Origin of the sequence: uncultured Marivita sp., from assembly GCF_947488135.1 — a bacterium.
In the GTDB taxonomy this organism is placed as follows: Bacteria; Pseudomonadota; Alphaproteobacteria; order Rhodobacterales; family Rhodobacteraceae; genus Marivita.
Genome location: NZ_CANKYW010000001.1, coordinates 486,559 through 504,359, shown reverse-complemented (window position 1 = coordinate 504,359; position 17,801 = coordinate 486,559). Strand labels below are relative to the sequence as shown.

Annotated in this window: 18 protein-coding genes; 8 read left to right on the top strand and 10 right to left on the bottom strand. The window is 61.4% G+C overall.

Annotation, left to right across the window (positions count from 1 at the left end):
- The first annotated feature begins 28 nt into the window (after positions 1 to 28).
- The 7 genes from Q1B16_RS02455 to Q1B16_RS02425 all read left to right on the top strand — a co-directional run bounded on the left by Q1B16_RS02455 (position 29) and on the right by Q1B16_RS02425 (position 7,593).
- Complete coding sequence (locus Q1B16_RS02455; protein ID WP_299784597.1) at positions 29 to 1,060, top strand: LacI family DNA-binding transcriptional regulator; 1,032 nt, start codon at positions 29 to 31, stop codon at positions 1,058 to 1,060.
- 90 nt (positions 1,061 to 1,150) lie between these two features.
- Positions 1,151 to 2,458, top strand: a complete 1,308-nt coding sequence (locus Q1B16_RS02450) for a sugar ABC transporter substrate-binding protein (RefSeq protein WP_299784595.1) — start codon at positions 1,151 to 1,153, stop codon at positions 2,456 to 2,458.
- Between the two features lie 139 nt (positions 2,459 to 2,597).
- Entirely contained in the window at positions 2,598 to 3,464 is an 867-nt protein-coding gene (locus Q1B16_RS02445; RefSeq protein WP_299784592.1) for a sugar ABC transporter permease, read from the top strand.
- 2 nt (positions 3,465 to 3,466) lie between these two features.
- On the top strand, positions 3,467 to 4,297 hold the full coding sequence (locus Q1B16_RS02440; RefSeq protein ID WP_299784590.1) for a carbohydrate ABC transporter permease: 831 nt from the start codon (positions 3,467 to 3,469) through the stop codon (positions 4,295 to 4,297).
- Between the two features lie 25 nt (positions 4,298 to 4,322).
- Positions 4,323 to 5,327 carry an ABC transporter ATP-binding protein gene (locus tag Q1B16_RS02435; RefSeq protein WP_299784588.1) on the top strand — a complete coding sequence of 335 codons (1,005 nt, stop codon included), beginning with the start codon at positions 4,323 to 4,325 and terminating at the stop codon, positions 5,325 to 5,327.
- Positions 5,324 to 6,097 carry an L-iditol 2-dehydrogenase gene (locus Q1B16_RS02430; protein ID WP_299784586.1) on the top strand — a complete coding sequence of 258 codons (774 nt, stop codon included), beginning with the start codon at positions 5,324 to 5,326 and terminating at the stop codon, positions 6,095 to 6,097. The genes Q1B16_RS02435 and Q1B16_RS02430 overlap by 4 nt, the downstream gene beginning before the upstream one ends.
- Positions 6,085 to 7,593, top strand: coding sequence for a mannitol dehydrogenase family protein (locus Q1B16_RS02425; protein WP_299784584.1), 1,509 nt, complete (start codon positions 6,085 to 6,087; stop codon positions 7,591 to 7,593). Before Q1B16_RS02430 ends, Q1B16_RS02425 begins: the two co-directional genes overlap by 13 nt.
- Before the next feature lie 49 nt (positions 7,594 to 7,642).
- Here Q1B16_RS02425 and Q1B16_RS02420 read toward each other — a convergent pair whose 3' ends face one another.
- The 3 genes from Q1B16_RS02420 to Q1B16_RS02410 are packed head-to-tail and all read right to left on the bottom strand — an operon-like array spanning position 7,643 to position 10,333.
- Positions 7,643 to 8,059, bottom strand: coding sequence for a sugar dehydrogenase complex small subunit (locus Q1B16_RS02420; RefSeq protein ID WP_299784582.1), 417 nt, complete (start codon positions 8,057 to 8,059; stop codon positions 7,643 to 7,645).
- On the bottom strand, positions 8,052 to 8,717 hold the full coding sequence (locus tag Q1B16_RS02415) for a c-type cytochrome (RefSeq protein WP_299784579.1): 666 nt from the start codon (positions 8,715 to 8,717) through the stop codon (positions 8,052 to 8,054). The genes Q1B16_RS02420 and Q1B16_RS02415 overlap by 8 nt, the downstream gene beginning before the upstream one ends.
- Positions 8,714 to 10,333 (bottom strand): GMC family oxidoreductase, encoded by a 1,620-nt coding sequence (locus Q1B16_RS02410; protein ID WP_299784577.1) that lies wholly within the window; start codon positions 10,331 to 10,333, stop codon positions 8,714 to 8,716. Before Q1B16_RS02410 ends, Q1B16_RS02415 begins: the two co-directional genes overlap by 4 nt.
- A 133-nt stretch (positions 10,334 to 10,466) precedes the next feature.
- Here Q1B16_RS02410 and Q1B16_RS02405 point away from each other — a divergent pair, with 133 nt between their 5' ends.
- Positions 10,467 to 10,775, top strand: coding sequence for a hypothetical protein (locus tag Q1B16_RS02405; protein ID WP_299784575.1), 309 nt, complete (start codon positions 10,467 to 10,469; stop codon positions 10,773 to 10,775).
- A 6-nt stretch (positions 10,776 to 10,781) separates the two neighbouring features.
- Here Q1B16_RS02405 and Q1B16_RS02400 read toward each other — a convergent pair whose 3' ends face one another.
- From Q1B16_RS02400 to Q1B16_RS02370, 7 genes are read right to left on the bottom strand one after another with little or no spacing between them, the layout of a single operon-like run.
- Positions 10,782 to 11,858 (bottom strand): AI-2E family transporter, encoded by a 1,077-nt coding sequence (locus tag Q1B16_RS02400; protein ID WP_299784573.1) that lies wholly within the window; start codon positions 11,856 to 11,858, stop codon positions 10,782 to 10,784.
- A gap of 56 nt (positions 11,859 to 11,914) precedes the next feature.
- Complete coding sequence (locus tag Q1B16_RS02395) at positions 11,915 to 12,631, bottom strand: cytochrome c oxidase assembly protein (protein ID WP_299784571.1); 717 nt, start codon at positions 12,629 to 12,631, stop codon at positions 11,915 to 11,917.
- 17 nt (positions 12,632 to 12,648) lie between these two features.
- Positions 12,649 to 12,978 (bottom strand): hypothetical protein, encoded by a 330-nt coding sequence (locus Q1B16_RS02390; protein ID WP_299784568.1) that lies wholly within the window; start codon positions 12,976 to 12,978, stop codon positions 12,649 to 12,651.
- Positions 12,975 to 15,524, bottom strand: a complete 2,550-nt coding sequence (ctaD, locus tag Q1B16_RS02385; protein WP_299784566.1) for a cytochrome c oxidase subunit I — start codon at positions 15,522 to 15,524, stop codon at positions 12,975 to 12,977. The genes Q1B16_RS02390 and ctaD overlap by 4 nt, the downstream gene beginning before the upstream one ends.
- Positions 15,521 to 16,468, bottom strand: coding sequence for a cytochrome c oxidase subunit II (gene coxB / locus Q1B16_RS02380; RefSeq protein WP_299784564.1), 948 nt, complete (start codon positions 16,466 to 16,468; stop codon positions 15,521 to 15,523). Before coxB ends, ctaD begins: the two co-directional genes overlap by 4 nt.
- Positions 16,465 to 16,962 carry a c-type cytochrome gene (locus Q1B16_RS02375; protein ID WP_299784562.1) on the bottom strand — a complete coding sequence of 166 codons (498 nt, stop codon included), beginning with the start codon at positions 16,960 to 16,962 and terminating at the stop codon, positions 16,465 to 16,467. The genes coxB and Q1B16_RS02375 overlap by 4 nt, the downstream gene beginning before the upstream one ends.
- Before the next feature lie 5 nt (positions 16,963 to 16,967).
- The gene (locus tag Q1B16_RS02370) at positions 16,968 to 17,792 is read right to left on the bottom strand and encodes a c-type cytochrome (RefSeq protein ID WP_299784560.1); all 825 of its coding nucleotides are present in this window, start codon (positions 17,790 to 17,792) and stop codon (positions 16,968 to 16,970) included.
- Positions 17,793 to 17,801: the final 9 nt, after the last annotated feature.

The window sequence follows — 17,801 nt, the reverse complement described above, 5'->3', positions numbered from 1 at the left end:
CGACGGGTGCGATTTGCAGAGGTCCGGAATGTCAAACACCAAGATCAGGAACATGGAAGAGTTCGCGGCCGTCAGCGGGATCTCGCGGCCGACCGTGTCCAAGTATTTCCATGACCCCAACAGCGTCCGCAAATCCACGCGGGGCCGGATCGAGGCGGCGTTGGACAAGTACGACTACCGACCGAACATCTACGCGATGAACCAGAACCGGAAGCTGACCAAGAATATCGGCATCGTGGTTCCATACCTCGCTGATCCGTTCTTTGCCGAAATCGTCCGCGTCATCGAAGGCCGCTGCATCGAGGCGGGGTTTACCCCGTCCCTGTTCAGTTCGCACGGCGATCCCGCGCATGAAAACGAGATCCTCGACAGTTTGCGGTCGATGAAACCGGCTGGTGTCCTCCTGGCGCCGCTCGGACGGCAATCGGACAAGTCGGCGATCGAGACCTTCTGCAAGAATGTGCCCACGGTCCTGTTCGACAGCAATCTCGACGGGATGGGCGAGGCCTTCATCGGCTCGGACAACCACAGCTTCGTGTCCCAAACGGTCGAATATCTCAGCCGAACGGGCGAATCGCCCTGCTTTTTCGAGATGAAGACCCCCGCCAACCCGAATGCCAACAAACGCCGCATCGCGTATATTTCGATGATGGAAAGGCTCGGGCTGGAACCGCATGTGGTCAAGGTCGAAGGTACGGGGTGGGGATTCGAGGAAATCGGCAAACAAGGTGGGCTCAAAGTGCTCGCGGACGATTCGCTTCCCACGAACACCGTGCTGTGCAGCAATGATCGTCTGGCCATCGGATTTCTTTCCGCCTGCTACGAAAGCGGTGTGAAGGTGGGGCGCGGGCCGGACTGTCAACTGCGCGTGGCCTCGCATGACGACCACCCGTTCTCGCGGTTCACCTGCCCGTCGCTGACCACGGCAGCCCATGATTACAACGCTGTATCCGATCACGCGGTCGACACATTGTTCCGTCTGATCGAAAGCGGGGGGCATCTGGGCACCCGCACCGAGACCCTGTTTCCGGCCCGGCTCATCATGCGGGACTCTGCCTGACAAAAGTTTACGCGGGTAAATTTTTTATTGACGCGGGTAAACGAAATAGTGTTCTGTATGCATAGGTATCCAACACCAGGGAGGAATCGGATGTACCTTCGTACCGCACTTCGTGCAGCGACAGCACTGTCGCTTATTTCGGTCGGCGCCGCACAGGCAGAGACCATCACCATCGCGACAGTCAACAACGGCGACATGATCCGCATGCAGGGTTATACCGACGACTTCACGGCCAAGACCGGCCACGAAGTCGAGTGGGTGACCCTCGAGGAAAACGTGCTGCGCCAGCGTGTGACCACGGACATCACCACCAAGGGTGGCCAGTTCGACATCATGACCATCGGCATGTACGAAACCCCGATCTGGGGTGCGAACGGCTGGCTGGTTCCGTTGGACGATCTGTCGGAAGAGTATGATGTCGATGACATCCTGCCCGCGATGCGCAACGGCCTGAGCCACGACGGCACGCTTTATGCGGCACCGTTCTATGGCGAAAGCTCCATGATCATGTACCGCACGGACCTGATGGAAGAAGCAGGTCTGGAAATGCCGGACGCACCGACATGGCAGTTCATCCGCGAAGCGGCTGCTGCGATGGACAACCCGGAAGAAGAAATCAACGGCATCTGCCTGCGTGGCAAGGCCGGTTGGGGCGAAGGCGGTGCCTTCATCACAGTGACCGGCAACTCGTTCGGCGCACGTTGGTTCGACGAAGAGTGGAACGCTCAGTTCGATCAGCCTGAATGGGCCGAAGCGATCAACTTCTACGTCAACCTGATGAACGACTACGGTCCTGAAGGTTACGCGACCAACGGGTTCAACGAAAACCTGAACCTGTTCCAGCAGGGCAAATGCGGTATGTGGATCGACGCAACCGTTGCTGCATCCTTCGTGACCAACCCGGACGACTCGACCGTGGCCGACAGCGTTGGCTTCGCACTCGCACCGAACGCCGAAGGCGTCGAAAAGCGCGCGAACTGGCTCTGGGCCTGGGCACTTGCCATCCCGGCGGGTACTCAGAAAGAAGCAGCCGCGAAAGAGTTCATCGAGTGGGCCACATCCAAGGAATACATCCAGCTGGTTGCGGAAAACGAAGGCTGGGCCAACGTTCCTCCGGGCGCACGCAAGTCTCTCTATGAGACACCTGAGTATCAGGAAGTTCCGTTCGCACAGAAGACGCTGGACTCCATCAACGCTGCCGATCCGAACAACCCGACCGTAGAGCCGGTGCCGTATGTTGGCATCCAGTTCGTCGCGATCCCGGAGTTCGCCGGCATGGCAACTGAAGTCAGCCAGGAATTCTCCGCCGCCTACGCCGGTCAGCAGTCCGTCGAAGAAGCGCTTGAGAAAGCCCAGGCGATTACCAACGAGACAATGGAAGCCGCTGGCTACCGCTAAGCGCTTGTCTTGATCCCCAGAGGGCGGCCCCGCGCCGCCCTCTGACACAGAATACCCCAAACAAATCCCCACTTCACTGTGGTCTAATTCTGGCAGCGCAGTACCCTAAGGCGGGCTGGCAACGGAGGAGATGTACCCAATGGCGACGAAAGCATCCCGATCAGCGGCCCGACTAATGATGGCCCCGGCAGTTATCCTGCTCCTGGGCTGGATGTTGGTCCCGCTGATCATGACACTCTGGTTCTCGTTCAGAACCTATCTGCCGCTGCGTGGTGGCGACCTTGGCTGGGCAGGCTTCGACAACTACGTCCGCTTCGTCAGTTCCAGCGCGTTCTGGCCTGCAGTTCAGACGACCCTGGTCATCGTTCTCGGTGTTCTGATCATCACGGTCTGCCTTGGTATTGTGCTTGCCATCCTTCTCGACCAGCCGATGTGGGGACAGGGCGTTGTCCGTATCCTCGTCATCGCACCGTTCTTCGTCATGCCGACCGTGTCGGCGCTGGTCTGGAAAAATATGTTCATGGATCCCGTGAACGGTCTTTTCTCGCACCTGTGGCGGTTCTTCGGGGCCGATCCGGTAAGCTGGTTGTCGGATGCAGCGACGCCGTCGATCATCATGATCGTCTCCTGGCAGTGGCTGCCCTTCGCGACGCTGATCCTGCTGACCGCGATACAATCGCTCGACAGTGAACAGCTCGAAGCCGCCGAAATGGACGGCGCGCCGCACCTCAAGCGGTTCTGGTTCATTATCCTTCCGCACCTCAGCCGCGCGATCACAATCGTGATCCTGATCCAGACGATCTTCCTTCTGGCCATCTTTGCCGAGATCTTCGTCACAACGGGCGGCGCGTTCGGAACCCGTACCCTGTCCTACCTGATCTTCCAGCGTGTGCTTGAAAGTCAGAACGTCGGACTTGGCTCAGCCGGTGGCGTCTACGCCATCATCCTCGCAAACATCGTCGCGATCTTCCTGATGCGGATCGTCGGCAAGAACCTGGATAACTGATCATGGCTCGCGCTGTTACACCCCGCCGCAAACTGATCAACACCGGCCTTGCCTGGGCGGTTGGCCTGCTGATCTTCTTCCCGATCCTCTGGACGATCCTGACCAGCTTCAAGACAGAAGCACAGGCCATCGCCAGCCCGCCGATCTTTCTCGGCTTCGACTGGACGCTCGAGAACTACAGCGTCGTGATGGAGCGGTCGAACTACGCCCGCTTCCTCTGGAACTCGATCCTGATCGCGGGTGGGTCCACCATCCTCGGCCTGATCGTCGCGGTTCCTGCGGCCTGGTCGATGGCCTTCGTGCCCTCGCGCCGGACCAAGGACATCCTGCTCTGGATGCTCTCGACCAAGATGCTGCCCGCGGTCGGCGTGCTTTATCCGATCTACCTGCTGTTCATTCAGCTGGGTCTCTTGGACAGCCGCGCCGGTCTGGTCATCGTGATGATGCTGATCAACCTGCCTATCATCGTCTGGATGCTCTACACCTACTTCCGCGAAATCCCGGTCGAGATCCTCGAAGCGGCGCGGATGGATGGCGCCACGCTCAAGGAAGAAGTGCTCTACATCCTGACACCGATGGCCATTCCGGGCATCGCGTCGACGATGCTCTTGAACTTCATCCTTGCCTGGAACGAAGCCTTCTGGACGCTGAACCTGACAGCCGTAAACGCGGCACCTCTGACAGCGTTCATCGCGAGCTACTCCAGCCCCGAGGGCCTCTTCTTCGCGAAACTCAGCGCGGCCTCCACCATGGCCATCGCACCGATCCTCATCCTTGGCTGGTTCAGCCAGAAACAACTTGTCCGCGGCCTGACCTTCGGCGCCGTTAAATAAAGACCTGACATAAGGAACCTGACCCATGGGACAAATCCAACTCAAACAGGTCACCAAGAGCTTTGGCGACGTACAAGTCATCCCGCCTCTGGACCTGACCATCGAAGACGGTGAATTCACGGTTTTCGTCGGGCCTTCGGGCTGCGGGAAATCCACCCTCCTGCGCCTGATTGCCGGGCTCGAGGACATCACCACCGGCCATATCGAGATCGACGGCAAGGATGCCACCGATCTGGTTCCCGCCAAGCGCGGCCTGGCCATGGTGTTCCAGTCCTACGCCCTCTACCCGCATATGTCGGTGCGCAAGAACATCGCCTTCCCTCTCAAGATGGCAGGCATGGACCAGGCGGAAATCGAAAAGCGCATCTCTGGCGCGGCCTCGGTTCTGAACCTCACCGACTATCTGGACCGTCGTCCGGGCCAGCTTTCCGGGGGTCAGCGTCAGCGTGTCGCCATTGGCCGTGCGATCGTTCGCGAACCGGCGGCGTTCCTGTTCGACGAACCGCTGTCGAACCTCGACGCGGCGCTTCGTGTGGGCATGCGTCTGGAAATCAGCGAACTGCACGAGCGTCTGAAAACCACGATGATCTACGTGACCCACGATCAGGTCGAAGCCATGACCATGGCCGACAAGATCGTTGTTCTGCGCGCAGGCCATATCGAGCAGGTTGGATCGCCGCTGGAACTCTACCACAGACCGCGTAACGAGTTTGTGGCGGGTTTCATCGGCTCCCCGAAGATGAACATCTTTGGCGGCGCCGAGGCCAAGAAATACGGTGGCGAAAAGGCCGGAATCCGCCCCGAACACATCGACGTGTCGAAAACCGAAGGCACCTGGAAGGGCGTTGTCGGTGTTGCCGAACATCTTGGGTCCGACACCTTCATCCACGTGCATGACACGGGCTTGGCCGACATGGTCACTGTCCGGATCACGGGCGATATTCAGGCCAAGCACGGCGACACGATCTACCTGACGCCGCAGCTTGACCAGATGCACAAGTTCGACGCGCAGGGACTGCGGATCGCATGAAACGGCTCGACGGCAAGACGGCATTGATCACAGGTGCCGCTCGCGGCATCGGTCGTGCCTTTGCCGAGGCTTATGTCCGCGAAGGCGCACGTGTCGCCATCGCGGATATCGATATCGCCCGCGCCCGTCAGACGGCGTCCGAGATCGGCGACAGCGCGATTGCGGTCGAGATGGATGTCACAGACCAAGCCAGCATCGACGCCGCGGTTGCCGCAACCGTCGAACAGCTTGGCCGGCTCGACATCCTGATCAACAACGCGGCGATCTTCACCGCCGCCCCGATCACCGAGATCACGCGCGAAGACTATGCCCGCACCTTCGACATCAACGTCGCGGGCACGCTCTTCACGCTTCAGGCGGTCGCGAAGCACATGATCGACGCCGGGATCAAGGGGCGTATCATCAACATGGCGAGCCAGGCGGGCCGCCGCGGCGAGCCTTTGGTGGCGGTCTACTGTGCGACCAAGGCGGCGATCATTTCGCTGACCCAATCGGCAGGCCTCAACCTGATCCAGCACGGCATCAATGTGAACGCGATCTCGCCCGGTGTCGTCGATGGCGAACACTGGGACGGTGTCGATGCGTTCTTTGCGAAATACGAGAACAAGGCCCCCGGCCAGAAAAAGCGCGAGGTCGGCGAAGCCGTACCCTATGGCCGAATGGGCCGCGCCGAAGACCTGACCGGCATGGCCGTGTTCCTTGCCAGCGACGATGCAGATTATGTCGTCGCCCAATGCTACAATGTGGATGGCGGACAATGGATGAGCTGAAACAAGACACCCAGACCGAGGCCGTGGCGCTGAGCCAGGCCAATCTGGACAAACTGCCCAGGGCAATTGCCCGCCCCACCTACGACCGCAGCGCCCTGCGCGCCGGGATCGTGCATATCGGTCTGGGCAATTTCCACCGTGGCCACCAGGCGTGGTATCTGCACCGGCTGATGCAGAAGGGGCTTGCCCATGACTGGGCAATCATCGGCGCAGGCGTGCGTCCGGGCGACGCGAAGATGCGTGAAAAGCTCTTGGCGCAGGATTGCCTGACAACCCTGATCGAGCTTGATCCCGCAGGCACATCGGCCGAGGTCATCGGCTCGATGATCGACTTCGTGCCCGTGGCCGAAGGCAACGGCCCCCTGATCGCCTCCATGTCCGATCCCGCGATCCGCATCGTGTCGCTCACCGTGACCGAGGGCGGCTATTACGTGGACGCGAAGGGCGCGCTTGACCTCTCCCACCCCGACATTCAGCACGACATCGCCAACCCCGACAGCCCGCGCACCGCGTTCGGTGCCATGGTCGCGGCGTTGCGCGCGCGCCGCGCCGCCGGTCACGGACCGTTCACCGGCCAGTCCTGCGACAACCTTCAGGGCAATGGCGCAATTCTTCGGCAGACCGTCGTCGGTCTGGCCAAGGCCACCGATCCCGATCTTGCCGATTGGATCGACACGCATGCGAGCTTTCCCAATTCCATGGTGGATTGCATCGTTCCCGCGACCGGAGAGGCAGAACTGGCCCGCGCCCGCGCGCTTGGCGTGAATGACGCCGTGCCGGTGACGCACGAGAATTATCGCCAGTGGGTGATCGAAGACGATTTCTGCGCCGGACGCCCCGAATGGGAAGAGGTCGGCGCGACGCTGACACCGCACGTGCACAGCTACGAAGCCATGAAGATCCGGATGCTCAATGCCGGTCATCAGGTACTTGCCAATGCGGGCGAGATCCTGGGCGTGCCGACCATTGCCGCCTGCATGAGCGATCCGCAGATCGCCGCGTTCTTCCGCAAGGTAGAGCTTGAGGAAATCGCGCCCCACGTCGACGCCGTTCCCGGCATCACGCCCGCGGCCTATCTGGGCTTGATCGAACGACGCTTCTCGAATCCAGAGATCCACGACACCACCCGCCGCGTCGCCTTTGACGGCGCGTCCCGCCATGCGGGCTTCCTTCTGCCCATCGTCCGCGATGCCCTGGCGGCCGACACCCGCATCTCGGGTCTGGCCCTGACCGAGGCGCTCTGGGCGCGGATGTGCTTTGGCACACGCGAAGACGGCAGCGTGATCGACCCCAACGACCCGATCTGGTCCGACCTCGTCACAGCCGCGCAAAGCGCCCGCGAAACGCCGCGCGTCTGGCTCGAACAGTCGCATATCTACGGCGAGCTGCACACCAACGCAGCCTTCGCCGACTCGTTCGACGCCTGGCTTTCGCGCATCTGGAAAGACGGCACCCGCGCGGCGCTTGCCGCTTATGTGGATAACGAAAATCCCTGAAACATTCTGCATAATGCCAGGGCTAGTTTGAACGTTCGTCTTGGCGCGTTCAGACGTTGTCGGGTTTCTCGGACCAATAGCCCGGCAGCCCCCCGCAATAGCTGGGCACATTCACCGCGTCTTCGATCGTCGCGTACATGAGCGCTTGCGCGTAAGCGAACCGCTCTGGTGTGCCCTCCGCAGGCGCATGCATACCTGTGTAGAGGGCTTTCAAAACGGTTTTGTCCGCGTTGTCGGACGAGCCATCTTCCGAAACAAAAGCGTCTATTTCCGTATCCGCCAAAGCCGAGCGCGCGCCGCTCAGAAGTGCGCGAGGGATCGCGTCAAAACCAGAAAGAGCGCGCGCACGGGCAGCGAAGCTTTCAAAGGTGAGCGGAGTTTGCGCTTTGGCCAGCCCGGGCAAGAGCGCCGCAGCGGACACGCCCCCCAGGAAGCTTCGGCGCGAGAAGATCGTCGAATTATCCATCAGGCTGGTCCTCGTTTTCATCGGTGCTGCCTGCGCCTTCCACACGCCAAGCGGCATAGTAGGCGGCCAGAGCCGCGATTTCCGCGTCTGTCAGCCTCGATGCGAAGCTGCGCATCCGGCCCATCGTATCCGATTGCCGCGTTCCGTCGGCATATGCGCGGAGTTGGCGGGCAAGGTACCCCTCCGGATGGCCATGAAGACGCGGAGCGAGGCGCGCGCGGTCCTCTTCATTGATCCCATGGCAGCTGGCGCACGAGGGCAGACTCCGCGACCAGTCGCCTTCGGCAATCAGTTTCTGCGCCTCCAGATAGGCGCTGACATCGCCTTGCAACGCAAGCTTGGGTGGCGCGGCATCGGCATACATGCGCGCCATGGCTGCGCTTCCGTCACCCAACGCAGTCGCTGTCGCTTGCATCTGCGGATGCTGGCGCAAGCCCGTCCGATAGGCCTCAAGTTGTCGCTCGAGATAGCGTACCGGCTGGCCGTTGAGGTTGGGATAGGGTGACGGCACACGCTGCGTTGCGGCATCCATAGAAGAGCCGGACCCGACGGTATGGCATGTCGAGCAATTCAACAGGACATCCGCGCCCTGTCCTGTGGCACCTTGCGCGACCATCACGCTGACGCAGGCACTTGCGGCGAGGAGAAAACGTGTCATGGCCGTGCCTCCGCCGCGATGGCTTCGCCCATGCGGATCGCAAGGGCGGCGATGGTCAGAGTCACGTTGACACTGGAAACGGATGGAAAGGTCGAAGACGACGCGATCCAGAGGTTCGGATGGTCATGCGTCCGGCAGTCGCGGTTCACGACGCTGTCATTCGGGTTGTCGCCCATGATCGTCGCTCCTGTGATGTGGTTGTTCGGCAAGTAGCCGTCATTATGCCAGACGCTGTCGCGCGTGGCACCGAACGCCACGGCCATCTCTTCGACGCGGCGGCGGGTGTCTTCGGCGGCGCGATGGACGTAATCGTCGATCCTGTAGTGGATTTCAGGACGCGGAAGGCCCAGCGCGTCGGTCAGACCTTCGGACGACGGTACAATCCGGTTCGACGGGTCGGGCAGTTGTTCGTTGAAGCTGAACACGATCTGACGCCGCGCGGCACGGTGGCGGATCGCCTCGCGTAATTCGGCGCCTGTCAAACCCTCTTCGATCGCTTCGACCGTGACTTCGTGCACATGGGTCTTGTTGTCGGGCATCAGCTTGCGCGCGGCCATTCTTTCACGCCACGGGCCATCGCGCAGGTTTACGATACCCGACAGGATATTCGGGCCCCGGCCCGGCCAAAGCGGGTCCTTGCTGTCGAACTTGGACATTGTCCCGGGATGGTCCATGAGGTTGCGCCCCACCATGTCCGAGCTATTGCCCACGCCGTCGGGCGCGTGTTCCTGTTTCGACATCAGCATGATCTTGGGGCCTTCGATCCCGTTCGCGGCCAATGCAAAGGTCTGCGCCTTTAGGCGAAATTCAGACCCGTCCGGTTTGAGATAGCGCACGGCGGTGATCCGTTTGTCGGGGCCAACTTCAAGATGATGCGCAACCGCGTTGGTGATCAGCTCGGCCCCGGCGGCCTGCGCCTTTTCAACGGACATATTGCCGGAATACTGCGCGCCGATGGGACAGATCGGCATACAGTTCGCGTTGCCGCAACAGGGTGGCCGCCCATCATAGACCTGCTGGTTGTTGCGGCATTGCGGGGCGTGGATCACATCATAGCCAAGGGCAGTCAGCTTGTCGTGAAAGACTTGGTCGAGATAGGAAAACGGGGCCTCCGGCATGGGATAGGGTTTTGACCGGGGCGCATCAAAAGGCGCGTTTTCGGGGCCGGCGACGCCCAGCTCGACCTCGGCCTCGTAATACCAGGGTTCGATCTCGTCATAGTCGATGGGCCAGTCGCGCCCGACGCCGTAAAGCGTCCTCAGCTTCATGTCGTTGGGAATGTAGCGCCATGTCGCGGCGCCCCAGTGCCAGGTCGTGCCACCGACGGCGCGGATATATTGCTGATCATAGGGGTCGGGGCCTTTCTGGATCAGGTAATCACCCGTACGGTTGACCTGTGGCTGGGGCGCGTGCGGCACGACCGGGTAGGGCGACATCAGGCTTTGGGGATCGGCCTGCCTGAAGCGGTCCACCAGATCGGCGCGATCAAGCGTGGGTCCGTCGCACAGGATCGTTACACGAAGCCCGGCTTCGGCCGCCTGCTTCGCAACGAGCCCTCCGGCGACGCCTGCTCCGACAACGACAAGATCAGGGGTTTGGGGAAGGGTTGTGACCATCGTGCAGACTCCGCTCATCAATATAAACGGAACGCCCGTGGTACAGGCGCAGTTCCCATCGTTTCACCGGAACCAGCCATCTCGAGCGTCGGTTTGTCTGGTAGTCACTTCGTCAAAAGGAAAGGCAACAGACATGGCACAGAACACGATACACAAACCCCGCCCCGCAAATGATCCGGTGGACCCGACCGAGCATGGCACCGGTCCGGACCAAGACCGCGTCCAGACCGACGCCCATGCAGGCAAGGCCCGTTCAGACGCGGCATATGTCGTGGACAGCAACGGTGAGGTCCGCGCGGGTCCGGGCGACGCCGGTGCTCAGACCGCGCCGCGCGTCCTTGATAATCCGCAGGACAAACCGAAACGCGGGCGGGGCCCGCTCATCGCGCTGCTGGTGGCTGGCCCGGTCCTGTTGGTCGTCATTTGGATGCTCACAGCCTGATAGCGCCTATTTCTGATTCAGCGCGCGGTCGAGATCTTCGGATGTGCGCTGGTCACTCAGGATCAAAGCCACCGGACGCAGGGGCGGAATGTGATTGAGCGCGATAAGAAGGCTGAGCAAGATGGGTGTGGCGAGGAACGCGCCAGCGATCCCCCACAGCCATCCCCAGAAAAGCAGTGACACCAGAATGATGAAGGGCGACAGAACGATGTATTTGCCCAGCAGCTTGGGGTCGATGAAATTGCCGACCACTTGCTCGATGACCAGCAATCCAGCCGCGACAGCGAACGCCGTCGCCAAATCCTTGGTGACCAGCGCATAGAGAACCGGCAGCGTTCCTGCGATGACGGACCCTAGGTTGGGAATGTACGTCAGAATGAAGGTCAAAACACCCCAAACGACCAGCATGTCGACGCCGAACAGCCAAAGCCACAGGACGTAGAGAGCCGCTTGCAGAAAGCCGACTGCGGTCCGGATTATCAGAAATTTCCGCAATCTGAGCGTTATCGTGACCAGTGCGTCCCTCCATTCCGTTTGCCCCTGTTCCGGCCAAAGCGCCGCAATTTTCCCCCGCCATATTCCGCGCTCCGTCAAAGCGAGGAGAATTAGAAAGAAGACAAGCACGAGGGTCGTGATGAACATCCCCGTCATACCGGCGATGGCACGTGCGACGGTGGTGATCTGCTCAACCAGCCATCCACTGAGCGCGCTGCTGATGGTGCCGACCAAATCCTTGAGTTGCCCGCCCACGAGGGCCGTTGCTTCGGACTCGGAGGGCAGCAGCGTCTCCATATTACCGTCGAAAGACGACATTTCCTGCAAAACGCGTTCGGCAGCGAAGACCAACGCCGCAAGAAATACAGCAATCACTGTAAGAAGAACGAGGATCGCGCCAAGATGCGCAAACCAGCGCAGTGCCGGTGGCAATACGCGCACCAGTCTTTGATGCAAAGGCGCGATGACCAATGTGATGAGCACGGCAAAGACGACCGGAATCGCAACTGGCGCCATCGCTCTCAAGGCGGCGGCCAGCGCGATCACGAACAACCCACCCAGGATCCAGACCTGCGCTCTGCGAAACACGGCCCTTTCCGAGCCCGGGGATGCGTTTCGTTCGGCGGGACCCGATGGTGTGGCGGTCATGGCCTGCTCTTGGCTGGCGGAACGTCAGCCTCCTGAAGAAACGTCAACGCCAGCTTGCCGATGACGGCGAGGAAGAGGAGGCCCCCCGCCACCCACATCATGGCCCCCGCCAATTGTTGATCCGCCAACGGTCCGAGCTCATAGGGAATGGTCGTCAACATATGCCAACTGTGCCAGGGCGTTGGTGCCAGGGTCAGTACGACAGCGAACAGGGTCAGCTGTGCTCCGGTCAATGCAGCGGCAGGAATCGACTGCTCAGGCGTCGCGCGGAAGGCGGCGAACATAAGCGTCGCGCTGCCGAACAGGCTCAAATGCATCGCCCAGTATGTCAGATCGCTTTCCAGCGTGGCCTGATAGGGTGCGGGCGCGTGCCAGAACCAGAACAGCACGGCGAACACCACGGCAACGGGCATCGGCGGCAACCGCAGTTTCGGCAAGGCTGCGGCCAGCAAAGGGGCCGCCACGAGTGTCAGAAGGATATGCTGGGCGACGCGGGCGGAAAACAGCGCCATAGACGCCGCGCAGAGCGGCGAGATGAACAGAAAGGCGACAAGGGCCCAAGCCCCCGTAAAGCGCTTTCTTTCTATTGTGTACCTCATGCCGATTGCGAATGCGGCTATCAAGCCCGCGATCAATACCGGATCGAACGTCCAGCGGGTCAGAAGCTCGGTCGGAAGCGGAGGGGTGCCGCAGAAGGGTGTGTAGGGGTCCATGAGAGCCTCCTTGTTGATCAGCCGGAACACGTGGCAAGCGTCGCCACCGGCCAGAGGTTTGCCAGGATGGCCATCAACGAAATGCCCACCGACCAAAGCGCTGCGATCGCCAGCGGGCGTTCTTCGGCGTCGTCCGGGATGCGGCGCGACCGGCGCAGCGCCAGCACCAGCCAGGCAAGCATGGCTATCCCGATCAGCAGAGTACTGATCGTCGCGACACCGCGCATGACATCGACATCCATCAATCCTCGCGGCGCGCAAGCCGCCGAGATCAGCGCGTAGATGGCGATGAAGTGCAGCGACCAGAGCGTGATTGGACCCGCGATATGAAACACCAGTCGGGTCATTGCGGTGTCCCCGCGACCAGGAACGCGACGGCTGTGATACCTGCCATGACGGCAGTTGCCTTGCCGAACGCGGCCAGCAGCAGATCCGGAAGGCCCTGACCCAGCACGACATTGCCCGTTGCCTTGCGCAGCGCGTTGAACAGCGTCCAATAGAGCGACACCGCCAGAAGCGCCGCCACATAAGCCCCCATCGCCCAGCCGACGGCGGCGAAGGCGGTGCTGTAGGGATCGACCGGCAGCAACGCCCAGAAGAACGACAGACCAAGGGCGACGATGGCGACGCCGGTCAAAAGGTTGATCAACATTCCCGCCGCGAGCGATCCCTGCGACAGCGCGCGGCGTCCGGTCATCCAGCTCAACGCGAAGAGAATGACCGACAGAGCGGCAGAGACGAGCGCGAAGATGCGCGCGGGCCGTGCGGTGTCTTGGGCGAATTCGGGCTGGACGTTCCACAGAAACAGCCCGGCGAAGAGCAACGATGCGAAAAGGGCGTAGAGGATCAGAATGGTGCCGATCGTGCCCACATGCAGGTGACTTTTGCGATCGACCACGTTCACCGGCAGGGACAGCCCCTCGCCAAGCCCGGTCTCGCGGGTGACGCCGCTGTCGGACGGCTCCCAAATCCAGCCAGTCAACCCGATCAGCGCGATCAGACCGCCAATGGCTGACAGCCAGTATAGCGATGCCAATGTCGCGGCGAAAAGAACGGCCAGCCCCAAAGCGGAGATCAGCGGGAACCAGGTCGGGTGCGGCAGACGCAGGATCTGTATCGGCTCACCCGTCACGGGATCGCAGCCAATCGTCTCACGTCGATGGTCGTGGCTGATGCGGAGCGCGCCGTCCACCTCTGCGGCGGGCCGGTCAGTCAATTCCGGCTGATCCCAGAGCGGTTCGCGCGACCGGATCGCTGGGATCGCCCGGAAATTGTAACCCGGCGTGCGGGGCTCGTAGAGCCATTCCAACGTCGCCGCGCGCCAAGGATCACGCCCGGTTTTGGGTCCGCTGCGCTGATGACGGAAGAAATCGACGATGAACACCGCGATCCCGGCGGCCAGAATGAAAGCGCCCACGGTGGACAGCATGTTGAGCCGGTCCCAGCCGATGCCTTCGGGGTACGTGGCGATGCGCCGGGGCATCCCGCGCAATCCCGTCAGATGCATCATGAAGAACGCAAGGTTAAAGCCGAGGAACATCAGCCAGAAGGCCCATTTCCCCAGCGTCTCGGACATCATGCGCCCGGTGAAATGCGGCACCCAGTAATAGAGCGCGCCGAACATCGGAAAGACGAAGCCCCCGATCAGGACGTAGTGCAGGTGTGCCACGACGAAGTAGCTGTCATGTGCCTGAAGGTTGAACGGCACCGCCGCCAGCATCACACCGGTCAGCCCACCCAGAACGAAGATGAACAAAAATCCCAGGATGAAAAGCATCGGCACGGTGAGGCGCGGTTTACCCAGGGTGAGCGTGGCGATGAAACAGAAGATCTGCACCCCCGTCGGCACCGCCACCATCGTCGATGCGGCCGAGAAGAGCGACAACGACATGATCGGCAAGCCGGTCGCGAACATATGGTGCGCCCAGAGGCCGAAGCTCAGAAAGCCCATCGTGATGACTGCCGAGACGGCGAATCCGTACCCGAAGAGCGGCTTTCCCACGAAGACCGGCAACATGGTCGCCACCATGCCGGCAGCGGGCAGGAAGATGATGTAGACCTCCGGGTGGCCGAAGAGCCAGAATAGGTGCTGCCACAGCAAAGGGTCTCCGCCCAGCGAAATGTCGAAGAATGGCAGTCCCAGCAGGCGTTCGGCCTCAAGCAGGATCGACCCGATGATGAGGGGCGGAAAGCCGATGGCGATCATGAAGGCGGTGACGAGCAGATACCACATGAGGATCGGCATTTTCGTCAGGCTCATCCCCGGCGCGCGGGAACACAGGATGGCCGCGATGATCTCAACCGCTGCGGTGACGCTGGCGATTTCGGCCAAGGTGATGCCGATCAGCCAGAAATCCGCGGACAGCCCTTCGGTGTATTGGCTGGTCGACAGCGGCACGTACATGAACCAGCCGCCCGCAGGGGCTGCGTCGAAAAGAAACGAGGACAAGACAATGATGCCGCCAAAGAGGTAACAGTAGTACCCGAACGCGCCCAGACGCGGGAAGACCAGATCGCGCGCGCCGATCATCAGCGGGATCAGGTAGACCGCGAACCCTTCCAGCATCGGAATCGCGAAGAGGAACATCATGATCGTTCCGTGCATCGTGAAGACCTGGTTGTAGGTCTCGCTGTCGAGGAACGTGTTTTCCGACACCAAAAGCTGCAACCGAACCAACAGCGCAAGAACACCGGCGATCAGGAAGAAGATGAAGCCGGTGATCAGGAAACGTTTGCCGACAACACGGTGGCTGACCGAGGACAGCACCTTGACGCCGGGTGGCGTTGCCCAGACCTCTTCGAAGCTTTTGTCCGGCTCTCCTTTCGGCGCCATGTCATACGCATCGTCACGCGGTCCGGGAACCGGATTGTTATCATAGGGGGCGTCGGTCATCTCAGGCTCGCCAGATAGGCGGATACGGCGCGCAGTTCCGGCCCGCTCAGGTGGTTGTAGGACGGCATTTGCGCCCCCGGTTTCATGTCGCCCACATCGGCGATCCATCCGGCGAGATTGCCTTGGTTCATACGCCACATACCGGCGCCGAGGCTGGCGCGCGCTCCGACGCGGGTCAGGTCCGGTCCGAGACGGCCACCTTCGGCGACGCCGCGAATTTCATGGCAGGCGGAACAGCCCGCGTCGATGAACACCTGCTTGCCGGCCAGAAGCTCGGGCTGTGCCGCGTCGCGGGCCTCTCCTTGCGTGGTCAGCAACCATTCATCGAACGCATCGAGTTCCAGAACCACCACTTCGAAGGCCATGCGCGGATGGCTGAGGCCGCAGAATTCTGCACACTGGCCGCGATACCGGCCTGGCTCTTCGGGACGAACGGTCAGCGTATTGATGCGACCGGGGATCATGTCCATCTTCCCCGAGATCGACGGCACCCAGAACGAGTGGATCACATCATCCGATTTCAGGCGGAGGGTCACTGGCCGGCCCGCCGGCAAAACAAGCTCGTTCGCGTCGCGAAGGGCGATCCCATCCGGGTCATATACGACATCCCACCAAAACTGATACCCGGTCACGTCGATGACCAAAGCCTCGTCGTCGCTGCGCGTGCTGGCGACAAGGATGGCGGTGGAGGCGGTCATCAGAACCACGATGGCCGCAACGGGAAGCAGGATGCCGCCAGACCAGACCCACCAATGTCCGGCAGGTGTCTGACGGCGCCACGCCACCCACAAGAGCAGCATGACAAAAACGAAAACGACGCCGAAACCGATGGTCATGGCCAAGGTCAGGTCATAGGTCAATTCTGCGCCCAGACCGGAGGGTCGCAGCGTCGATTGAGACCCGTAGATGTCGAGGGTCGAGCTGTCGGACGTCGGCTCCATCATCCGCCTCGCAACGTGTAGAGATAGGAAGCCATGTCGCGCGCCTCGTCTTCGGTCACGCCAAGGTCCGGCATCGCGGTCTGCGGCGAATGCATGGGCGGGTTTACGAGCCAGCGCACGAGCCCGCCGGGTTGGTTGGGCAAGACCCCCGCCACATAGGCGCGGTCGCGGAAGCCCTCCAGGCTCGGCCCGACCGATCCACGGGCGCCGACCACGCCGGGAATTGCGTGGCAGGACCCGCATCCATGCTCGAGCATCAGAGCCGCCCCGCGATCGGGGTCTGCATCGTACATATCGTAGGAGGCCGCCTCCCAATCGGGTTTTCCGTCTGCTGGTCCCCTTCGGAACCAGTCGGCGGTCGCACGGATCGCGTCTTGCGTCATGACAACCGTCTGCGATCCAAGCCCGTCACCGGGTTTGACGGCAGACCAAACCATCGCGCCAAGACAAGCGGTGCCGACGAGTGCGACCGTGGTGTATGAACCCAGCTTCGTCACGGACATCACTCCGTGATTTCAGGCGTGTCGATGCTCGCCGGGACCGTTTCGACCACATCGACGACGGGCCTCACGCGGGCGTAATATTCCGACACGGCGCGCATGTCTTCGTCGGTCATCTTAGAGGCGATCGCGGACATGACGTTCATTGCGTCATTGTCTCGGCCCCCCTCGCGCCAAAGCTGAAGTTGATAGGTCATGTAATTGGCGTATTGCCCGGCGAGATACGGAACCGACGGGGGATTTCCCATACCGGACGGACCGTGACAGTTCACACAAGCCGGAATGCCCTTTTCGGCCGACCCGACCGCACCCAGCTGTCCGCCCCATTGCAGCAGGGACACATCGGCTTCACCCGGTATCGGGCGATAAGGCGCATCAATGGCGGCGTAATAGGCGGCGACGGCTTCCATCTCGCGCTCGGTCAGCCGCTGCGCGATGCCGGACATCACCTGATTGGGTCGCGCGCCGGACGCGTAGTCGACCAATTGCTTGTACGTGTACCATCCCGCCTGACCGGCAAGACGCGGGAACGCCCCGGACCCGTCCCCTGTACCATTGGCACCGTGACAAGTGATGCACGCCATGCCCGAACCACCGTTTTCGGCGCCTCCCATGGCGACCAATTGGCCAAGTTCGAGCAGGTCATCATCGACCGTCGCGTCCACGGTTGCGTTGAACAACGCGCGTTCATCGGTCAGGTTTGCCTCCAACGCGGCTATTGCGGGCTGCGTTTCCTGGTTTTGCGCCCACCCCATGAACGGGACCGCGATGATGGCGCCCAGGGTCGCGGCAATCCCTGTGGTTTTTGCAAATCTGCGCTGTGTCATCGGGTCCTC

Excerpts from the sequence above, each read along its gene's own strand:
- Q1B16_RS02395 (WP_299784571.1), bottom strand. The coding sequence starts at position 12,631 with ATGGACCCCTACACACCCTTCTGCGGCACCCCTCCGCTTCCGACCGAG.
- Q1B16_RS02405 (WP_299784575.1), top strand. The coding sequence starts at position 10,467 with ATGGCACAGAACACGATACACAAACCCCGCCCCGCAAATGATCCGGTG.
- coxB (WP_299784564.1), bottom strand. The coding sequence starts at position 16,468 with ATGATGGAGCCGACGTCCGACAGCTCGACCCTCGACATCTACGGGTCT.
- Q1B16_RS02425 (WP_299784584.1), top strand. The coding sequence starts at position 6,085 with ATGGATGAGCTGAAACAAGACACCCAGACCGAGGCCGTGGCGCTGAGC.
- Q1B16_RS02415 (WP_299784579.1), bottom strand. The coding sequence starts at position 8,717 with ATGACACGTTTTCTCCTCGCCGCAAGTGCCTGCGTCAGCGTGATGGTC.
- Q1B16_RS02435 (WP_299784588.1), top strand. The coding sequence starts at position 4,323 with ATGGGACAAATCCAACTCAAACAGGTCACCAAGAGCTTTGGCGACGTA.
- Q1B16_RS02455 (WP_299784597.1), top strand. The coding sequence starts at position 29 with ATGTCAAACACCAAGATCAGGAACATGGAAGAGTTCGCGGCCGTCAGC.
- Q1B16_RS02370 (WP_299784560.1), bottom strand. The coding sequence starts at position 17,792 with ATGACACAGCGCAGATTTGCAAAAACCACAGGGATTGCCGCGACCCTG.
- Q1B16_RS02445 (WP_299784592.1), top strand. The coding sequence starts at position 2,598 with ATGGCGACGAAAGCATCCCGATCAGCGGCCCGACTAATGATGGCCCCG.
- ctaD (WP_299784566.1), bottom strand. The coding sequence starts at position 15,524 with ATGACCGACGCCCCCTATGATAACAATCCGGTTCCCGGACCGCGTGAC.
- Q1B16_RS02440 (WP_299784590.1), top strand. The coding sequence starts at position 3,467 with ATGGCTCGCGCTGTTACACCCCGCCGCAAACTGATCAACACCGGCCTT.
- Q1B16_RS02430 (WP_299784586.1), top strand. The coding sequence starts at position 5,324 with ATGAAACGGCTCGACGGCAAGACGGCATTGATCACAGGTGCCGCTCGC.
- Q1B16_RS02450 (WP_299784595.1), top strand. The coding sequence starts at position 1,151 with ATGTACCTTCGTACCGCACTTCGTGCAGCGACAGCACTGTCGCTTATT.
- Q1B16_RS02410 (WP_299784577.1), bottom strand. The coding sequence starts at position 10,333 with ATGGTCACAACCCTTCCCCAAACCCCTGATCTTGTCGTTGTCGGAGCA.
- Q1B16_RS02420 (WP_299784582.1), bottom strand. The coding sequence starts at position 8,059 with ATGGATAATTCGACGATCTTCTCGCGCCGAAGCTTCCTGGGGGGCGTG.
- Q1B16_RS02390 (WP_299784568.1), bottom strand. The coding sequence starts at position 12,978 with ATGACCCGACTGGTGTTTCATATCGCGGGTCCAATCACGCTCTGGTCG.